The 16,736-nt window shown below is 64.1% G+C and carries 16 protein-coding genes and 1 pseudogene; 10 read left to right on the top strand and 7 right to left on the bottom strand.

The genetic code is table 11. From position 1 onward, the window contains the following. Positions 1 to 27: 27 nt before the first annotated feature. The 3 genes from DBIPINDM_RS27365 to DBIPINDM_RS27355 all read left to right on the top strand — a co-directional run bounded on the left by DBIPINDM_RS27365 (position 28) and on the right by DBIPINDM_RS27355 (position 4,036). Positions 28 to 1,056 (top strand): 3' terminal RNA ribose 2'-O-methyltransferase Hen1, encoded by a 1,029-nt coding sequence (locus tag DBIPINDM_RS27365; protein WP_258582112.1) that lies wholly within the window; start codon positions 28 to 30, stop codon positions 1,054 to 1,056. Positions 1,057 to 1,148: 92 nt separating this feature from the next. Continuing rightward, positions 1,149 to 1,460 carry a hypothetical protein gene (locus DBIPINDM_RS27360; RefSeq protein WP_258582111.1) on the top strand — a complete coding sequence of 104 codons (312 nt, stop codon included), beginning with the start codon at positions 1,149 to 1,151 and terminating at the stop codon, positions 1,458 to 1,460. Next, positions 1,457 to 4,036, top strand: coding sequence for a polynucleotide kinase-phosphatase (locus DBIPINDM_RS27355; RefSeq protein ID WP_258582110.1), 2,580 nt, complete (start codon positions 1,457 to 1,459; stop codon positions 4,034 to 4,036). Before DBIPINDM_RS27360 ends, DBIPINDM_RS27355 begins: the two co-directional genes overlap by 4 nt. A 4-nt stretch (positions 4,037 to 4,040) precedes the next feature. Here DBIPINDM_RS27355 and DBIPINDM_RS27350 read toward each other — a convergent pair. The 4 genes and pseudogenes from DBIPINDM_RS27350 to DBIPINDM_RS27335 all read right to left on the bottom strand — a co-directional run. Beyond that, a pseudogene (locus tag DBIPINDM_RS27350) lies at positions 4,041 to 4,159 on the bottom strand (HlyU family transcriptional regulator); the annotation flags it as partial. Between the two features lie 3 nt (positions 4,160 to 4,162). Continuing rightward, positions 4,163 to 5,371, bottom strand: a complete 1,209-nt coding sequence (locus tag DBIPINDM_RS27345; RefSeq protein WP_258582109.1) for an ROK family transcriptional regulator — start codon at positions 5,369 to 5,371, stop codon at positions 4,163 to 4,165. 140 nt (positions 5,372 to 5,511) lie between these two features. Continuing rightward, the gene (locus tag DBIPINDM_RS27340; RefSeq protein ID WP_258582108.1) at positions 5,512 to 6,534 is read right to left on the bottom strand and encodes an SIS domain-containing protein; all 1,023 of its coding nucleotides are present in this window, start codon (positions 6,532 to 6,534) and stop codon (positions 5,512 to 5,514) included. Next, positions 6,535 to 7,464, bottom strand: a complete 930-nt coding sequence (locus tag DBIPINDM_RS27335) for a BadF/BadG/BcrA/BcrD ATPase family protein (RefSeq protein WP_258582107.1) — start codon at positions 7,462 to 7,464, stop codon at positions 6,535 to 6,537. It lies immediately after the preceding gene. Positions 7,465 to 7,610: 146 nt separating this feature from the next. On the opposite strand from DBIPINDM_RS27335, the gene DBIPINDM_RS27330 reads away from it, so the two are divergent. The 5 genes from DBIPINDM_RS27330 to DBIPINDM_RS27310 are packed head-to-tail and all read left to right on the top strand — an operon-like array spanning position 7,611 to position 12,690. Next, positions 7,611 to 8,861 carry an extracellular solute-binding protein gene (locus DBIPINDM_RS27330; RefSeq protein ID WP_258582106.1) on the top strand — a complete coding sequence of 417 codons (1,251 nt, stop codon included), beginning with the start codon at positions 7,611 to 7,613 and terminating at the stop codon, positions 8,859 to 8,861. A 1-nt stretch (position 8,862) separates the two neighbouring features. Beyond that, on the top strand, positions 8,863 to 9,798 hold the full coding sequence (locus DBIPINDM_RS27325; protein WP_258582105.1) for a carbohydrate ABC transporter permease: 936 nt from the start codon (positions 8,863 to 8,865) through the stop codon (positions 9,796 to 9,798). Beyond that, complete coding sequence (locus tag DBIPINDM_RS27320; RefSeq protein ID WP_258582104.1) at positions 9,795 to 10,643, top strand: carbohydrate ABC transporter permease; 849 nt, start codon at positions 9,795 to 9,797, stop codon at positions 10,641 to 10,643. Before DBIPINDM_RS27325 ends, DBIPINDM_RS27320 begins: the two co-directional genes overlap by 4 nt. 44 nt (positions 10,644 to 10,687) lie before the next feature. Beyond that, positions 10,688 to 11,620: a 3-keto-5-aminohexanoate cleavage protein gene (locus DBIPINDM_RS27315; RefSeq protein WP_258582103.1), complete on the top strand. Its 933-nt coding sequence runs from the start codon at positions 10,688 to 10,690 to the stop codon at positions 11,618 to 11,620. 11 nt (positions 11,621 to 11,631) lie between these two features. After that, positions 11,632 to 12,690, top strand: coding sequence for an ABC transporter ATP-binding protein (locus tag DBIPINDM_RS27310; RefSeq protein WP_258582102.1), 1,059 nt, complete (start codon positions 11,632 to 11,634; stop codon positions 12,688 to 12,690). Between the two features lie 33 nt (positions 12,691 to 12,723). Here the strand turns inward: DBIPINDM_RS27310 and DBIPINDM_RS27305 are convergent, their stop codons facing one another. Next, entirely contained in the window at positions 12,724 to 13,023 is a 300-nt protein-coding gene (locus DBIPINDM_RS27305) for an AzlD family protein (protein WP_258582101.1), read from the bottom strand. Continuing rightward, a complete protein-coding gene (locus DBIPINDM_RS27300; protein ID WP_258582100.1) occupies positions 13,020 to 13,754 on the bottom strand; it encodes an AzlC family ABC transporter permease in 735 nt (244 codons plus the stop codon). The genes DBIPINDM_RS27305 and DBIPINDM_RS27300 overlap by 4 nt, the downstream gene beginning before the upstream one ends. Positions 13,755 to 13,924: 170 nt before the next feature. On the opposite strand from DBIPINDM_RS27300, the gene DBIPINDM_RS27295 reads away from it, so the two are divergent. Then, a complete protein-coding gene (locus DBIPINDM_RS27295; protein WP_258589355.1) occupies positions 13,925 to 14,383 on the top strand; it encodes an Lrp/AsnC family transcriptional regulator in 459 nt (152 codons plus the stop codon). Positions 14,384 to 14,421: 38 nt separating this feature from the next. Here DBIPINDM_RS27295 and DBIPINDM_RS27290 read toward each other — a convergent pair whose 3' ends face one another. Next, positions 14,422 to 15,264, bottom strand: a complete 843-nt coding sequence (locus DBIPINDM_RS27290; RefSeq protein WP_258582099.1) for a hypothetical protein — start codon at positions 15,262 to 15,264, stop codon at positions 14,422 to 14,424. A 236-nt stretch (positions 15,265 to 15,500) separates the two neighbouring features. Between DBIPINDM_RS27290 and DBIPINDM_RS27285 the strand changes: the two genes are divergently transcribed. Beyond that, positions 15,501 to 16,703, top strand: coding sequence for an MFS transporter (locus DBIPINDM_RS27285; protein WP_258582098.1), 1,203 nt, complete (start codon positions 15,501 to 15,503; stop codon positions 16,701 to 16,703). The last annotated feature ends 33 nt before the right edge of the window (positions 16,704 to 16,736 follow it).

The raw sequence follows: 16,736 nt of genomic DNA, 5'->3' as shown, positions 1-16,736 counted from the left end.
GAAAATGGGTGTATTGCGTTGGATAGATTGCCGCGCAACGCCATTGGTTATTCTGCTTGTCTGCGTTATCGGTCGCAGATGTTCCTTTCCGTCGCCACAACGCATCGTCCGGCCACAGATCTCGGCTTCTTGCTGCACAAGCACCCCGAACGTCTGCACGAGACTGACCTATCCTTCGGCAAGGCTTGGCTGTTCTATCCGGAAGCGACCGACGAGCGTTGCGAGGCTGTGCTTCTGCTAGACGTCGACCCGATAGGGCTCGTGCGGGGCAAGGGTCAGGCAGAAGGCTTGCTGGACCAGTATGTAAACGACCGCCCGTATGCGGCATCGTCCTTCCTGTCGGTGGCATTGAACAAGGCACTGCGGACCGCGATGACTGGCATATCAAAGGAGCGCCAGCAACTGGCCGACAGCGACCTGCCGCTCGAAGCCGTGGTGACCCCGCTGCCGATGCGCGGCGGCGAGGCTCTGGTGCGAGGTCTGTTCGAACCCCTGGGATGGACCGTCGACCTGACGCCGATCGAAACTATTGGATCTGGCGCAGGCGCCCCCCGATACGGTCGCCTGAGGCTGACTGGCACCGGCCAGCTGAGCAGCCTGCTCAACCATCTCTATGTCCTGATCCCGGTGATGGACGACGCCAAGCACTACTGGGTTGGCGAGGCCGAGATCGACAAGCTGCTGTCCAAAGGCGAAGGCTGGCTGGAAAACCACCCGGCCAAAGACCTGATCGTGCGCCGTTATCTGCGCAACCGGGGCGCGTTGGCCCGCATCGCCCTGGAGCGACTGGCCCCCGAGACGGCCGGTGAGGCCCTGCCTCCCGAAGCCCGGGTTGCGCCCGAGGAAGCGCTGGAGGCGCCCATCCGGCTGAATGACCTTCGCATGGACGCTGTGGTGAAGGCCATTCGTACGACCGGCGGGACCAGTGTTGCAGATTTGGGATGCGGCGAGGGCAAGCTGCTCTATCGGCTCGTGCGCGAGCGATGGGTTCACAAGCTGTTCGGACTCGACCCCGCAGTTCGTGAACTGGAATGGGCTGCCAAGCTCTCAAGCTGAACGAGTTCGGCGGACCGCCCGAGGGTCGGGTCACGCTGCTGCATGGATCGCTGACATATCGCGACAGTCGCTGGGCAGAAGCTGACGTTGCCGTGTTGGTCGAGGTCATCGAACATCTCGACGAAGACAGGCTGCCCTTGATCGAACGTGTGGTCTTCGGTGAGACGGCGCCCAAGTTCGTAATCGTGACCACTCCGAACGCTGACTACAACGCTTTGTTCCCCAATCTGGCCCCCGGCGCTTTCCGCCATCCCGATCACCGTTTCGAATGGAGCCGTGTTCGCTTTGAAGCCTGGGCGACCGAGATCGGCGAGACCTATGGCTATGGCGCCACCTTCAGCGGCATCGGAGCCGAGGACTCCGCGCTGGGTGCGCCCACGCAAATGGCGGTGTTCACGCGATGAGAGAACCCGACAAGACCGACCTCACCATCCCTGACTTCGCCCTCGTCATGCTGATCGGCTCGACCGGATCAGGCAAATCGACTTTCGCCGCCAGGCACTTCCTGCCGACCGAAATCATCTCCTCGGATCGCTGCCGCGCGCTCGTCAGCGACAACGAGACTGATCAGGATGTCTCCGCCGACGCCTTCGATCTGGCGCGCGAGATTGCCGGCAAACGACTCAAGCACCGCAAGCTGGCCGTCATCGACGCCACCAACGTGCGAGCCGCTGACCGCAAGGCCTGGATCGAACTGGCGCGCAAGTGGCACGCCTTGCCGGTCGCCGTGGTCATCGATCCCGGTGTCGACGTTTGCGTCGCTCGCAACGCGTTGCGACCCGACCGGCCATTCGGTGCCGGCGTGGTCCAGCGCATGACGACCGAAATCCGCAAGGGCCTCGGCGGCCTGCAACGCGAAGGTTTCCGTCAGGTCTGGAAGCTTACCAGCGAGGCCAGTATCGACGCGGCCAGGGTCCCGCGCCAGCCATTGTGGACCGACAAGCGCGACGACCACGGTCCGTTCGACATCATAGGCGACATCCACGGCTGCGCCGACGAACTTCAGGCCTTGCTCGCTCAACTCGGTTACAGCGTCGCCTGGTCCCAAGATCAGGGCGAACGAGCCGTCACCGTGACGCCGCCGGAAGGCCGCAAGATCGTCTTTGTCGGCGACCTTGTCGATCGCGGTCCCAACGTGCCCGACGCCTTGCGCATCGCCATGAGCATGGTCGCGGCCGGAACCGCCTACTGTGTCCAGGGCAATCACGAACGCAAACTCAGCCGCTGGCTGGAAGGCCGCAAGGTGACGATCGCCCACGGCCTGCAGCAAACCATCGATCAGCTGGGCGCTCAGGACCGCGGCCTGCGAGAGGCGCTGCCGACCTTCCTTGACAGCCTGCGCAGCCACGTCTGGTTGGACGGCGGACGCCTCGCCGTCGCGCATGCCGGCCTCAAGGAAGAGATGATCGGACGCGGCTCCGGCGCTGTGCGCGAGTTCGCCCTCTATGGCGAAACCACGGGCGAAATCGACGAATTCGGCCTGCCCGTCCGTGCCGATTGGGCAGCAGCCTATCGCGGCAAGACGGCGGTGATCTACGGGCACACGCCGGTTCTGTCGGCCGAGTGGGTCAACAACACCCTGTGTATCGACACAGGCTGCGTATTCGGCGGCAAGCTGACGGCTTTGCGCTGGCCGGAACGCGAACTGGTCGACGTCCCGGCAATCCAGACCTGGTCCGAACCGATGCGTCCGCTCGGTGGGTCCTCCGGTCTGGGCAAATCGGCACAGGCCGACGCCGACGGCGTGCTCGATTATCAGGATGTCTCCGGGCGGCGCTGGATCGAGACCGAACTGAGGGGCCGGGTCGTCGTGGCCGAGGAGAACGCGTCGGCGGCACTTGAGGTGATGAGCCGCTTCGCGTTGTCGCCGCAGTGGCTGATGTATCTGCCGCCGACGATGTCGCCATCCGAGACCAGCAGCCAAAGCGGCTGGCTGGAGCGCCCCGAGGAAGCCTTCGCCCATTTCCGAGAGCGTGGCGTCGCCCAGATCGTGTGCGAGGAGAAGCACATGGGTTCGCGGGCAGTCATCGCGCTGTGCCGAAACACGCAAACGGCGCGCGACCGGTTCGGGGTCCCGGGCGACGATACGGGCGCGATCTGGACCCGGACCGGACGCGCCTTTTTCAACGATACCGGCATGACGGAGGGCCTGCTCGCCCGCCTGCGCGCCAGCGTCGACGCTGCGGATCTATGGAAGGAATTGAACAGCGACTGGCTGCTGCTGGACGCCGAGATCATGCCTTGGTCGGCCAAGGCCGGCAGCCTGATTGAAAGCCAGTACGCCCCGGTGGCGACGTCTGCTACCGCCGGCTTCCAAGCCAGCCGCGATGCGCTGGCCCGCGCGGCGGCGCGAGGCGTCGATGCGGCCGCGCTCGACGCTCGCCTTGAGGACCGCGCCGCGCGGGCGGCCAGATACGCCACCACCTGGGCGCCTTATGTGTGGCCGGTCTCGGGCATCGACGACCTGAAGGTCGCGCCGTTCCACCTGCTCGCCAGTGAGGGACGTGTCTGGTTCGATCAGGACCACGTCTGGCACATGACGCTTGCAGAGCGTCTGGCTGCCGGCGACGGCGTGGTAACGCGAACACAGTGGCGGGTGGTTGATCTGGCCGACGCCAGCGCTTGTGCGGAGGCTGTCGCCTGGTGGGAGACGCTGACCGGCTCGGGCGGCGAAGGCATGGTGGTGAAGCCGCGCGACTTCGTCAGCCGGAACAAGAAGGGGCTCATCCAACCGGCGCTGAAGGTGCGCGGCCGGGAGTATCTGCGCATCATCTATGGCCCCGAATATGACGCACCGGACAATCTCGTGCGCCTGCGGGAACGAGGCTTGGGTGGCAAGCGCAGTCTGGCGCTCAGGGAGTTCGCGCTCGGTCACGAGGCGCTTAAGCGGTTTGTCGCCAGGCAGCCGCTACGGCATGTTCACGAGTGTGTTTTCGGTGTCCTCGCGCTGGAGAGCGAGCCAATCGATCCAAGGCTGTAATCCATCCGAAAATCTTCTCGACCTGCTCGTCGCTTGTATGCCCCTCTTGATTGAGATGTCGACAGCGTCGTCGAGCCCGGCGAAACGGTCGGCGCGGATGAAGCGGCGCTCCTTCACGCTGCCACATCAAGCGTCCTTTGCGTCGTCCCGCTGCAGCTCCGATAGCGGCGGCAGCACGACGGCCGGATGGCGGCCTTCGCGCAGCATCAGTCCGAGACTGTAGTCGACGGCCAGCTTCATCGCACCAAGCGCCGTGCCGCTGTCTTCCAGCGAACTGACGGCGATCCGTGTCGGCCATGCAAGTTCCGCCGCGACGTGCTCGACGTTTTCCGTCATCAGCGGGTTTCTGCCGACACCGCCGCCAAGCACGATCAGGCCGGGGTCGAGCATGCCGATGCAGCCGGCCGCCAGCCTGCCGATATCGGCAGCATGCCGCGCGACGGCCGCTACCGCCGGCGGTGAGCCCTCAAGCGCGCGCGCAAAAAGATCCTTGGCCGAGTCGGGCGGCGCGCCTTCCCCCGCCGGCCAGTCGACACGGCAGCGCTCGATCAGCGCCCGCGAGCCGAGATAATGTTCGAGCCCTTCACGATAGGGCGTCTCGCTGGCCGACCATGGAAACGGCATACGGCCGATTTCGCCGGCCGCACCGCCGGCGCCGCGAAACAGGCGTCCCTCGGTGATGAAGCCGAGGCCGACCCGCACGCCAACCTGCAGAAAGGCGAAGGTCTGGTGGCCTTGCGCGGCGCCAAAGTGCATCTCGCCGATAGCCGCGCAGTTGACGTTGTTTTCCAGGATGATCGGCACCTCGATACTGCGGCGCAGCAGGCCAAGCACGGCGGACGGCCCACCGGGCCGGTCGAAGCGATCGTTGGAGACGATGCGCGGCACAGCCACCGCAATGGCGCGCAGCGCGCGAAAACTCTTGGCCACCCGACCCATGGTGGCACGCGCCACCGACAGCACGACAGCACCGACCTCATCGGCATCGCCGACTATCGTTTCCGCAATCGGTTCTTCCGCCGACGCCAGCTTCTCAGCATCCATCGAATAGGCGACCGCGCGCACCTGGGCGGCGCCGACATCGATGCCGATCGCGTAGCCGGCGCCCGGGCCGATGCCGTAGATCGTCGCCGTGCGGCCAATGGCGCCGCGCTCAATCCCACGCGAAGCGACGAGGCCGAGCGCGCTCAGCTCCGACACCGCCGCCGACATGGTCGGCTTCGACAGGTCAAGCATGGCGCCGAGCTTCGGCCGCGTCACCGGCCCCTGCGCGGCGAGCACGCGCAGCACGGCCCGGGCGCTGTCGGTCAGATTGGGGATTTCCGCAGCCGCCATCTCAGCCGTTCGACCTTTGCCCTGAAATCCTGTCTCCGGTCGGTGAAGCGCAAGCGCCGCCACGACTCAAAGCCGCATCCTGTCCTCAATGCCCCATTGCTGACCGGTTTGGCAATTTTCACGATGTCCGGACAAGGACGTCAGACTTCGGTCGGCGACCACGGCTTCAGCTTGATATCGGTCTGGCGGTAGCGGAACACGATGTCGGTGAGGCCGGCCGCGTCCTGCATGTCGCCGACAATGAGCTGGATGGCGATGATCTCCAGTATGGCATCGGCGATGATGTTGCCGAGCGCCGGAATGGAGATCACCACCAGCCTGTCGGCTGCAGCGACATCGCCGCGCCGCGTCACCAGCACCGAGGGACAGCCGAGGGCGGCAACATCTTGCGCGATCTTGACCTCGCGGCCGTCACCGATAGCGATCAATCCGTTTGCCGCATCCTGCGATTCCATCGGTCCGTGCAGATAGTTCAGCGTGTCCCATCCCGATGCCGGCACCCGAACGGCCTCGCGGATCAGCATCGCCGCCTCGCCGGCATTGGCGAAACCGACACCGGCGCCGACAATATCGATGGATGTTCTGCCTTGCAGCAGCCGGGCCGCTTGGCCGGCAGCCTGTTGCGCACCAGAGAGAACGGTCGCGACAGCGCTGGGCAAACGCGCCCAGTCGAAACTGTTGCCGGCAAGCCTGTCGATCAGCATGCCAAGCGCCAGCAAGGTCCCGGTATAGCCGGTCGAACTGGCGCCATTGTCGGCGCCCGAATCCGTGGCAAGCACCGCGCCGGTCAGATCAGCCAGCGGATTGTCACTGCCACGGCAGACCGCCAGGCGTGGCGAGCCCGACGCCTCGCGCATGACATCGGAAATCTCGCGGCTCTGCCCCGAAGCCGACAGCGCGATGAAGGCATCGGCGGCGGCATCGGTCCGGCCATAGAGATCGGTCGGCGTATAGGCGAAGGCCCCGATGCCGGAGGCACGTAGATAAAGCGCGCCGGCCAGCGCCACCTGGTAGCTGGCGCCGATGCCGGCAAGCCCGATCGTCTTGCCGGCAAAAGCTCTAAGATCCAGACCGTCGAGCGCCGCGGCCACCGAGCGCCTGCCGATTTCGAGGCTTTCCGTCTGGCGCGCCACCGCCGGGCGATAGCCGATACGCTTCATCATTCAAATGGCTCCAATTTCTGACGACTGCCCTTGACCGACCAGCAGCCGTCTGGCCAAGGCGACCGCACCCAGCACCGGCGGTTCGCGCAGCAGCAGCACCTGGCTCGACGGCGACACCTTTGCCATGGCCTCGACAAATGCCGTCATCAGCATCGGCTGCTCCGAGATGACACCGCCCCCGGCCACGACAAGGGCGGGATTGGCGCCGCGTTCGATCAGGAGTTCGACCAGCGCGGCCAACCCTGCCCCGCCTTCCCTGATGACGCGGATGGCGAGGGCCGAGCCGGCGATCGCCGCGTCGAACACGGCATTGGCATAGCGGCCCCAGACCGCGGCACCACGCGTTTCGTTGAGCAGGATGCCAAGCTTGGTCTGGTCGTCGGTATCGAGTTCGCGCATCAGCGCGGCAATCAGCGGATCGCCATCGTGGCCCCGGTCGAGGCTGTGGCGGATCGCCTTGGCGGCCTCGCGCACCAATGCCGGCGCGCTGCCCTCGTCGCCGAGGATCCAGCCCCAGCCGCCGGCTGCCAGCATCTTGCCATCGGCCGTGCGCGCCACCGCGATGGAGCCGGTGCCGGCGACGACACCGATGCCATCGACATGGCCGGCGGCAGGCACCATCAGTTCGGCATCGTTGACCACCTGCACCGCACCGCCGGTCCGGGCGGAGAGCAGCGCCTGGAACCGCTGGCACTGTTCGTCCGTGTCGCAGCCATGCGCGCCGACCGCGAGCGCAGCGGGCGCGACGCCACCGCACAATCCGGCGACGATCCCGGCCAGCGTCTCGGCATCGGTCTCCATCTGGCGAATGCGCCAGCTCTCCGTCACCAGCACCTCGTCGGCGATCGTGTGCTCGCCCTGGCACGCAACGATACGCGTCTTGGTGCCGCCTATATCCACGCCTGCAATGATTTTCTGGGTCACCGACATCCACCGCGCAAGCCAGGACGAAGCCGGGTTGCCGCGTCCAATCCACATTAGTTAGGAAACTTTACAAACTATCTTCCCAGACGGCAAGAACTATGATTTGATAATCGTCGTAAAAAGCGCATCAAGCGCGATTGGGAGATTGCAACATGAGCAGGAGAAGGATTGGGCTGGCCCTCGTGGCCGCGTCTTTCGCATGGGGATTGGCAGCCAGCGTGGCGCACGCCACCGACATCTCGTTCTGGACCTGGCGCCAGGAAGACAAGGCCGCCTACAACGAACTTTTCGCCGATTTCACCAAGGCCAACCCGGACATCCATGTGAAGTTCGAGTCGTTCCCGGACGAGAACTATCCGACCATCGTCTCGACGGCGCTAGCCGCCGGCAAGGGCGGCGACGTCATCCACACCCACGCCTATGGCTGGCTCGAGCAGTTCGTGAAGGCGGGCTATTTCGAGCCGCAGGATCTGACCACGGTGCCTTCGCTCGCCAACCAGCCCGCCGATGCGCTGGTGGCCGGCACCTACCGCGCCGACAAGAAGGTCTATTCCCTGCCCTTCGCTTCGCAGACGCTCGGGCTGTTCATCAACAAGGACGTCTTTGCAAAAGCCGGGCTGACGCCGCCGACCACATGGGATGAGTTCATCACCGTCAGCAAGGCGCTGAAGGACAAGGGCATTTATCCCCTCGCCAACGGCATGGGCACCAGCTGGTTCAACGAGATGTTCGTGGCCATCTTCACCAACCCGTTCCTCGGCCAGGACTTTGTCAGCGACCTGACATCGGGCAAGACCACCTTCAAGGATCCGCGCTATGTCGTGGCACTCGGCAAGCTGCTCGAACTGCGCGACTACATGCCTCCCGGTTTCGAAGGCATCGACTACGACACTGCGGGCCAGCTGTTCATCAGCGGCAAGGCGGCGATGCTGGCCGGTGGCAGCTTTGATATCGCCAGCTACCGCACCCAGAACCCGGCCATCAACATGGACTTCGTCGCCCCGCCAATGGCCAAGGCCGGCGATGTGCCGCAGGTGACCAAGTTCTTCGACGGCGGTTATGCCGTCAACGCCAAGTCGGCCAACAAGGAGGCGGCGCTCAAGCTGGTCAACTGGATGGGCACCAAGGAGTTCGGCGACAAGTTCTCGGCATTGCTCGGCAACATCTCGCCCATCAAGGGCGTCGTCATCAAGGACGAGCTTCTCGCCCACGTCGCCAAGTTGAACGAAACCGCCATGCCGCATATCAATGTCGTCTACTTCCGTTTCGAGAAGCCGACGGGATCGGAGCTGCTGCAGGGCGACATCACCAAGATGATGTCGGGTTCGATCACCCCGGACCAGCTGGCGGCCGACCTGACCAGCGGCCTCGCCAAATGGTACAAGCCTTTCCAGGGCAAGTGACATGAACATCGGCCGGCGCCACACCACAAAAGCCTTTCCGTGGCGCCGGTCACTCTGGATCGCGTCCCTGCTGACACCGGCCCTGGTAGTCATGGTGCTGTTCGTGCTCTGGCCGCTGCTCTCGGCCTTCCGCCTTGCCTTCTATGAGTTCAACGGCTTGCAGCCGACCGGATTCATCGGCTTCGAAAACTTCCGCAAGGTGCTGTTTGAACAGCCTTATAGCGACTGGACTTACAATGCACTGAAGCACAACATCATCGCCTTCGTGGCGCTGATGGTGTTCGAGAACGGCACCGCCTTCCTGCTCGCCTATGCCTTGCTGAAGGCGCTGCCCGGCCACCGCATCCACCAGGTCATCGTCTTTCTACCCGTCGTGCTGTCGGCGGTCATCGTCGGCTTCCTGTGGAAACTGTTCCTGCATCCGCTGTTCGGACTGGTGAACCAGACGCTGGCGCTTGTCGGCATCGGCGCCATTCCGTGGCTCGGCAATGAACACACAGCACTCGGCAGCATCCTGTTCGCCAATGTCTGGCACTGGCTCGGCTTCCCGACCCTGGTGCTTTTGGCCGGCATGCAGCGTGTCAGCAAGGAAGTGATCGAAGCCGCCCGTCTCGACGGCGCCGGCGACTATGTGCTGATGACGAAGATCATCTGGCCGCTGATTGCGCCGAGCGTCACCATCGTCACCATCCTGACCTTCATCGGCAGCTTCAACTGGTTCGAAATCCCCTATGTAATGGCTGGCCTCACCGGCTCACCCGGCGGCGCGACGGACGTGCTCGGCCTCTATTTCTACCGCACCGCCTTCGGCTCGACGACGACGGGCATCCAGGATTTCGGCCAGGGCAGCGCGCTGGCCGTGATGATGTTCATCATCGTTGCCGGCGTCACCGCAATCGCGCTCCGCTACCTGCGCCGCCGTGAGATCGAACTGTGAGCGCGACAACCCGCACCGGACAACCCGCCGAGTTGCTGAAGAACGGCGCCATCCAGCTGATGCTGGCGATCAACGCCGTCATCATGATCTATCCGCTGTTCGTCATGGTGATGTCGTCCTTCAAGACCAACGCCGAGATCTTCAGCTCGCCCTTCGCCTTGCCGGCGCACTTCTCGCTGGCCAATGCCGAACGGGTGTGGAACGAAACCAATTTCGTCCGCTACCTCGCCAATTCCGTCGGCATCACCATGGCCGCGCTCGCCCTGATCCTGCTGTTCAGCACCATGGCCGCCTATGCCATTGCCCGCTACCAGTTCAGGCTGAGCGCGCTGGTGCTGATGTTTTTCCTCAGCGGCATGACCGTGCCGCTGAAGCTGGCGATCATTCCGCTGTTCATCCAACTCGACTCGCTTGGCCTGGTCGACAGCTATGCCGGCCTGGTGCTGGTCTATGTCGCCATGGGCATTCCCTCGGCGGTGTTCATCATGACCGGCTTCCTCCGGACCTTGCCGCGCGAACTGGAAGAGTCGGCGCGCATGGACGGCGCCAGCGAATTCTGCATCATGCGCTCGATCATGCTGCCGCTGGCGCGCCCGGCGCTGGTCATCGTCGCCATCCAGAACGCCGTGCCGATCTGGAACGACTTTTTCTTTCCGCTGGTGCTGATCACCTCGGACAATCTCAAGACGCTGCCGCAGGGCCTCACCGTCTTCGTCGGTGAATTCACCACCGACTGGGGCGTGCTGTTCACCGGGCTGACGCTGGCGGCACTGCCGATCACCCTGCTCTACATCGTGCTGTCGAAGCAGTTCATCTCGGGCATCACCCAAGGCGCGGTGAAATAAGGCGCGGTCAAATAGCACGGTTAAATAGACAAGGATTCTTTCAAGTGGCGAACCAGAACAAGATCATCATCACCTGCGCCGTCACCGGCTCGATCCACACGCCGTCAATGTCGCCGCATCTGCCGGTCAGCGCGCAAGAGATCGCCGATGCCGCGATCGGCGCGGCCGAGGCCGGCGCTGCCATCGTCCATCTGCATGCGCGCAATCCCGCCGATGGCCGGCCCGACCAGTCGACCGAGGCCTTTGCGCCCTTCCTGAAGGTGATCAAGCAGCGCTCGGACTGCGTCATCAACATCACCACCGGCGGTGCCGCGACGATGAGCGTCGAGGAGCGGGTCAAGCCGGCGGCGACCTTTGCGCCGGAAGTTGCCTCGCTCAACATGGGCTCGATGAATTTCGGCCTCTATCCGATGCTGGAGCGTTTCAAGACCTTCGAGCATGACTGGGAACGGCCCTATCTCGAAGGCTCGCGCGACCGCATCTTCCGCAACACCTTCGGCGACATCGAGCACATCCTGCGCACCTGCGCGCAAAACGGCACGCGTTTCGAAATCGAGTGCTACGACATCGGCCATCTCTACACGCTCGCCCATTTCGTCGAGCGCGGCCTGGTCAAGGCGCCATTCTTCGTCCAGAGCGTGTTCGGCATACTGGGCGGCATCGGCACCCATCCGGAAGATGTCGCGCATATGAAGCGCACCGCCGACCGCCTGTTCGGACAGGACTACCACTGGTCGGTGCTGGGCGCCGGCCGCAGCCAGCTGCCGATCGCCACCCAGGCGATTGCACTCGGCGGCAATGTGCGCGTCGGGCTGGAGGACTCGCTGTGGATCGGCAAGGGCCAGCTGGCGAAATCCAACGCCGAGCAGGTGAAGAAGGTGCGCCAGATCATCGAAGGGCTCGGCGCCTCGGTGGCCACCCCTGACGAGGCACGGCAGATCTTGCAGCTCAAGGGCGGCGACAAGGTCTCTTTCTAAGGAAAACACGAATGAGTGCGGTCACCATATCTGATGTCGAGAAAGCCTATGGCAAGGCCCGGGTTATCCACGGCGTGTCGGTCGACATCGCGTCAGGTGAATTCGTCATCCTCGTCGGCCCGTCCGGCTGCGGCAAGTCGACTTTGCTGAGGATGATCGCCGGGCTGGAAGACATCAGCGCCGGCGAGATCGCGCTCGAAGGCAAGGTCATCAATGACGTTGCGCCGAAGTCGCGCGACATCGCCATGGTGTTCCAGAACTATGCACTCTACCCGCATATGACGGTGCGTGAGAACATGGCCTTCGCGCTGACGCTGAAGAAGACCGACAAAAGCGAGATCGACGCCAAGATCATGCGTGCAGCGACGATCCTCGGACTGCAAGACCTGCTCGAGCGCTACCCGCGCCAGCTGTCCGGCGGCCAGCGCCAGCGTGTCGCCATGGGCCGCGCCATCGTGCGCGATCCCAAGGTCTTCCTGTTCGACGAGCCGCTCTCCAACCTCGACGCCAAATTGCGCGTGCAGATGCGCACCGAGATCAAGGCGCTGCACCAGCGCCTGGGAACCACCATCGTCTATGTCACTCACGACCAGGTTGAAGCCATGACCATGGCCGACAAGATCGTCGTCATGAATGGCGGCATCGTCGAACAGGTCGGCGCGCCACTCGACCTCTACGACCGCCCGGCCAATCTGTTCGTCGCCCAGTTCATCGGCTCGCCGTCGATGAACATCCTGCAGGGCCGCACCACGGCGGACGGTTTTGCCGCCAGCGACGGCACGGTGTTTCCTTTGCCGGTGTTGGAACAGGGCGAAAGCGCACTGGCCTGGGGCATCCGGCCCGAACATCTCAGGCTCTCCGACAGCGGCGTGCCGGCCGTGGTCCAGGTGGTGGAGCCGACGGGCGCGGAAACCCTTGTCATGGCCAAGGCCGGCAACAACACGCTGAGCGCGCTGCTGCGCGAGCGGATTTCCGTGATGCCGGGTCAGCGCGTTTTCCTGGCGCCGGACCTGACCCAGTTGCATCTGTTCAACGCCAAGGGTCAGCGCATCACGTCTGCGGTCCGGTAAACGCAGGCGCCCGCCCGGCTTTTTGTTGGAGGGCTAGCCCAATAGATGTCGAAGCAGGCCCGCGGCGCCAACGCCGATCAGCACGGTCGGCAGCATGGAAAGCCGTGTCGCGGCGACGAAAGTAATGGCCAGCGCCAGCAGATCGGCCGGATTCCTCGACACGAAGGCTGGCGCGATGACCGAGATCAGCACGCAGCCCGGCGCTGCCTCCATCACCGCCGTGGCACGCGCACTGAGCGTGCGGTTGCGCAGCACGACATAACCGCCGATCCGCGTGAGATAGGTGACGCCGGCCATCAGCACGATGGTGAGAAGGGTTGCCATGTCGATCATGCGTCACCTGCCATCAGCCAGGCGGCAAGCAGCCCCGACACCGCCCCTGCCGCGACATACCAGGCGCCGGGAATGAAGAGATAGACAAGCGCGGCAACCACAAGGCTGACCAGCCAGGGCCGCGCCGCCGCCACGCCCTTCCACATGCCGCGCATCAGCACCAGGAAGACGGCCGGAAACGCCATGTCGAACCCGTAGGTCTCGACATGGCCAAGCATCGGGCCGAGCAAGGCGCCGAGCGTGGTGAAGGCCACCCAGGTCAGATACATCGCCAGTGCCGCGCCCATATAATAGCGCGGGCTGAAGGCCGGCGTGATCCCGGCGGCGGCGCGCTGTTTGGCATCGGCCAGACCCAGCGCCCAGCTTTCGTCGCATAGGAAGAACAGCGCCGGAAACGCCTTGCGCCGTGGCAGGTCGCGCAGGAATGGCGCGAGCGCCGCTCCCATCAAAAGATGACGGCTGTTGACCAGGAAGGTGATGGCGACGATGAGCAGGACATGCGGCGGCGACGTCCACAACTGGATCGCCGCGAATTCCGAACCACCGGCGAAATTCAGCCCCGTCATCATCGACAGTTCGAGCGTGCTCAGCCCTTTCTGCGTGGCCTGGGCGCCGAGCACCAGCGCATACGGGATGGTGCCGAACAGCACCGGCGCGCAGGATGCCACGCCCCGGCGGAACTCGGATCCCGAGCCATCGCCCGCCGCTTCGACTGCCTGTGAAATGCTCATGCTCTGCCATCGGCCGGCCTCGCGGCCGCCGCTTCCCTGCGTTTGAACTCTCGTGATACCGGGGGCAAACATACCCACAGCTCGCCGCAATTTGGTTGCAAAGATTGTTGCATTTCACCTATTTTTGGCACTGAATGTCACAGATGCCCAAGAAAATGGAATTCAACACCATGAAACTTGACGACATCGACAGGCGCATCCTGCGGGCGCTGCAGCGCGACGGCCGCATGGCCAACAACGATCTGGCCAATGAGGTCGGCCTGTCGCCCTCGCCTTGCCTGCGGCGCGTGAAACTGTTGGAGGAAGCCGGCGTCATCGACCGCTATGTCGCCGTGCTCAACCCGGCCAGCATCGGCAAGGGCCTCACCTTCTTCACCCGCATCTGGCTGAAGACGCAGGACGAGGAGACGATCGGGCACTTCGCCACCGAAGTAGCCAAGCTGCCCCAGGTCATGGAATGCTACCTGATGCTTGGCGATTGCGACGCCATGGTGCGCATTGTGGCGGCCAGCATCGACGACTACCGCCGCTTCCAGTCGGAGCATCTCAGCCGCATCAAAGGCGTCCAGAACGTCAAGACCGACGTCCCCAGCCAGACGATCAAATACACGTCGGAACTGCCGATCTGAGGCCTGTCACCGGCGCTTTGGCGTCAGCCTGTCTGCTGTCAGAGTGAGCCGCCATCGCGCAAGATGTTCGGCTTAAGCGGGGCGACAGCAACAGAACCAATCAACGGAGTGGTCCCGACAAACGGGGTGGCGCGTGTGCAGAGATAAATCGCACTCGTGGTTGCCACGCTCGCGAGCGTAGCGAGCCCATAGGCAAACGGCAGCCAGCTGTCGGACAGCGCCAAAGCCACGACCGTGAAGAAGGACGCAAATGAGAACGACCCGACGATAACGCCACGCAACAGATTGGCGGCTGCCGGCGCTCCTCGCTGATGATGCGTGAACATCGCCAGGACAAGGACAAACACGGGAAACGGGGCCACAAGCCCACTGAGCTGCGGCCCAAGGTACCTGGTCGACAAGGTGATCAGGAAGACGAAGCCCGTCGAGACGACCATCCGCGCGGGAAGGTCCCATCTCGGCGCTATCCCGGCAAGCGCTTCCATATTCACCGCTTTGGTGAGGAAGGACAGAAAGAACAACGTCACCAGAAGCAGCCCAATGGCCTGCGCGAATGTCCAGCTGGCCAGGTTCCAGACAAAGGTGGCGAGAAAGAAGGCGCCGACTCCGGCGAGCATGCTGATCCAGCAGTTGAAGCGCCTTGCCGCGCGGGCGTAGACGAAGCAGAAGATGCAGGTCGAGACCTGGCCGACTAGATTGCCCACCGCCGCGTGCCGGGCGAACGCCGCGCCATTTTCCAGTGCGGTGAAGACCGAAACGGGGCCGGTCACCAAGGGTATCCCCATCAGCAGCCCACCCACCGCCGGCCCGAAACGCCGGCTCAGCAATGTGAGACAGAGGATAAGGAGCGGCGTGCTGAAAAGCTTGAAGACCAGGATCATGAAGCGGATGTCTTGGCCTTGTCCGGCCGCCTTGAAGAAGGATCAGCCGATCGAATACCCCAGCAAGTCAGCCGATGCCATACCGATCACGACAATCGCCCACGAAAAGCGACCGGCAAAAGGGCACCAGCCCAGACTGGATAAAAAATGCAACCGGATTGTAGGACGGGCCTCCATGCCAGCGTCCTTCGGACGCAAGCAGCGCTGAGCGCTGCCCTCTGGCATGGGAGATTTGCATGAACCTTTCCTATCGTTGGGTCATCGTCGCGGCAGGCGCGCTGATGTCCTGTGTCGCCATCGGCACGATGTTCTCGCTGGCGATTTTCCTTGAACCGATGGCGCTCGACACGCAGTGGTCGCGGGCCGGCATTTCGAGCGCCATGACGCTCAACTTCCTGGTCATGGGCCTTGGCGGCTTCGCCTGGGGCGCCCTCTCCGACCGCTTCGGCGCCCGCATTGTCGTGGCGATCGGTGCCGTGCTGCTCGGCCTGGCGCTGGTGGTGGCGAGCCGCGCCGGCTCGCTCATGACCTTCCAGATCAGCTATGGCGTGCTCGTCGGGCTTGCCGCCAGCGCCTTCTTCGCGCCGATGATCGCGCTGACCACGGCCTGGTTTGACACCCACCGCGGCCTTGCCGTGTCGCTGGTCTCGGCTGGCATGGGCGTCGCCCCGATGACGATCTCGCCGTTCGCCCGCTGGCTGATCTCGGCCTATGAATGGCGCGCCGCCATGTTCGACATCGGCATCATGGCCTGGGTGCTGTTGTTGCCGGCGGTGCTTTTGGTCCGCCAGCCGCCAAAGCCCGCTATGGCGGATGCGGCCTCCGCGCCGGTCACTGAGGGTACCGGCATGAGTGTCGGCCAGGCGCTGCGCTCGCCGCAGTTCATCGTGCTCGGGCTGACCTTTTTCGCCTGCTGTGCTGCCCATTCCGGGCCGATCTTCCATATGGTCAGCTACGCCATGCTGTGTGGCGTCGCCCCCATGGCGGCGGTCACGATCTACAGCGTCGAGGGTCTCGCCGGCTTGGGCGGCAGGCTTCTCTACGGCGTGCTGGCCGACCGGCTCGGCGTCAAGCCGGTGCTGGTCGCGGGCCTCGCGATCCAGGCGATCGTCATTGCCACCTATCTCTCGGTCAGCCAGCTCGACCAGTTCTATATGCTGGCCGTCATCTTCGGCGCCACCTATGGCGGCGTCATGCCGCTCTACGCGGTGCTGGCGCGCGAATATTTCGGCCAGCGCATCCTCGGCACCGTATTCGGCGCCGCCACCATGCTGTCCAGCCTCGGCATGGCGTTGGGACCGCTCGCCGGCGGCATGGTCTTCGACGCCTATGCCAGCTACCACTGGCTGTTCATCGGCTCGGCCCTGATCGGCCTGGGGGCCGCGGGCATAGCGATCGCCTTCCCGCCGCTGCCGCGAAGGGAATTGCAGATGGCCTAAAGCAACTGGACGGGCGGTGGTGATAATTCATCG

It is taken from the genome of Mesorhizobium sp. AR02 (assembly GCF_024746835.1).
In the GTDB taxonomy this organism is placed as follows: Bacteria; Pseudomonadota; Alphaproteobacteria; order Rhizobiales; family Rhizobiaceae; genus Mesorhizobium.
Note: the sequence above shows the minus strand (reverse complement) of the source record. Positions and strands in the feature narration are given on the sequence as shown.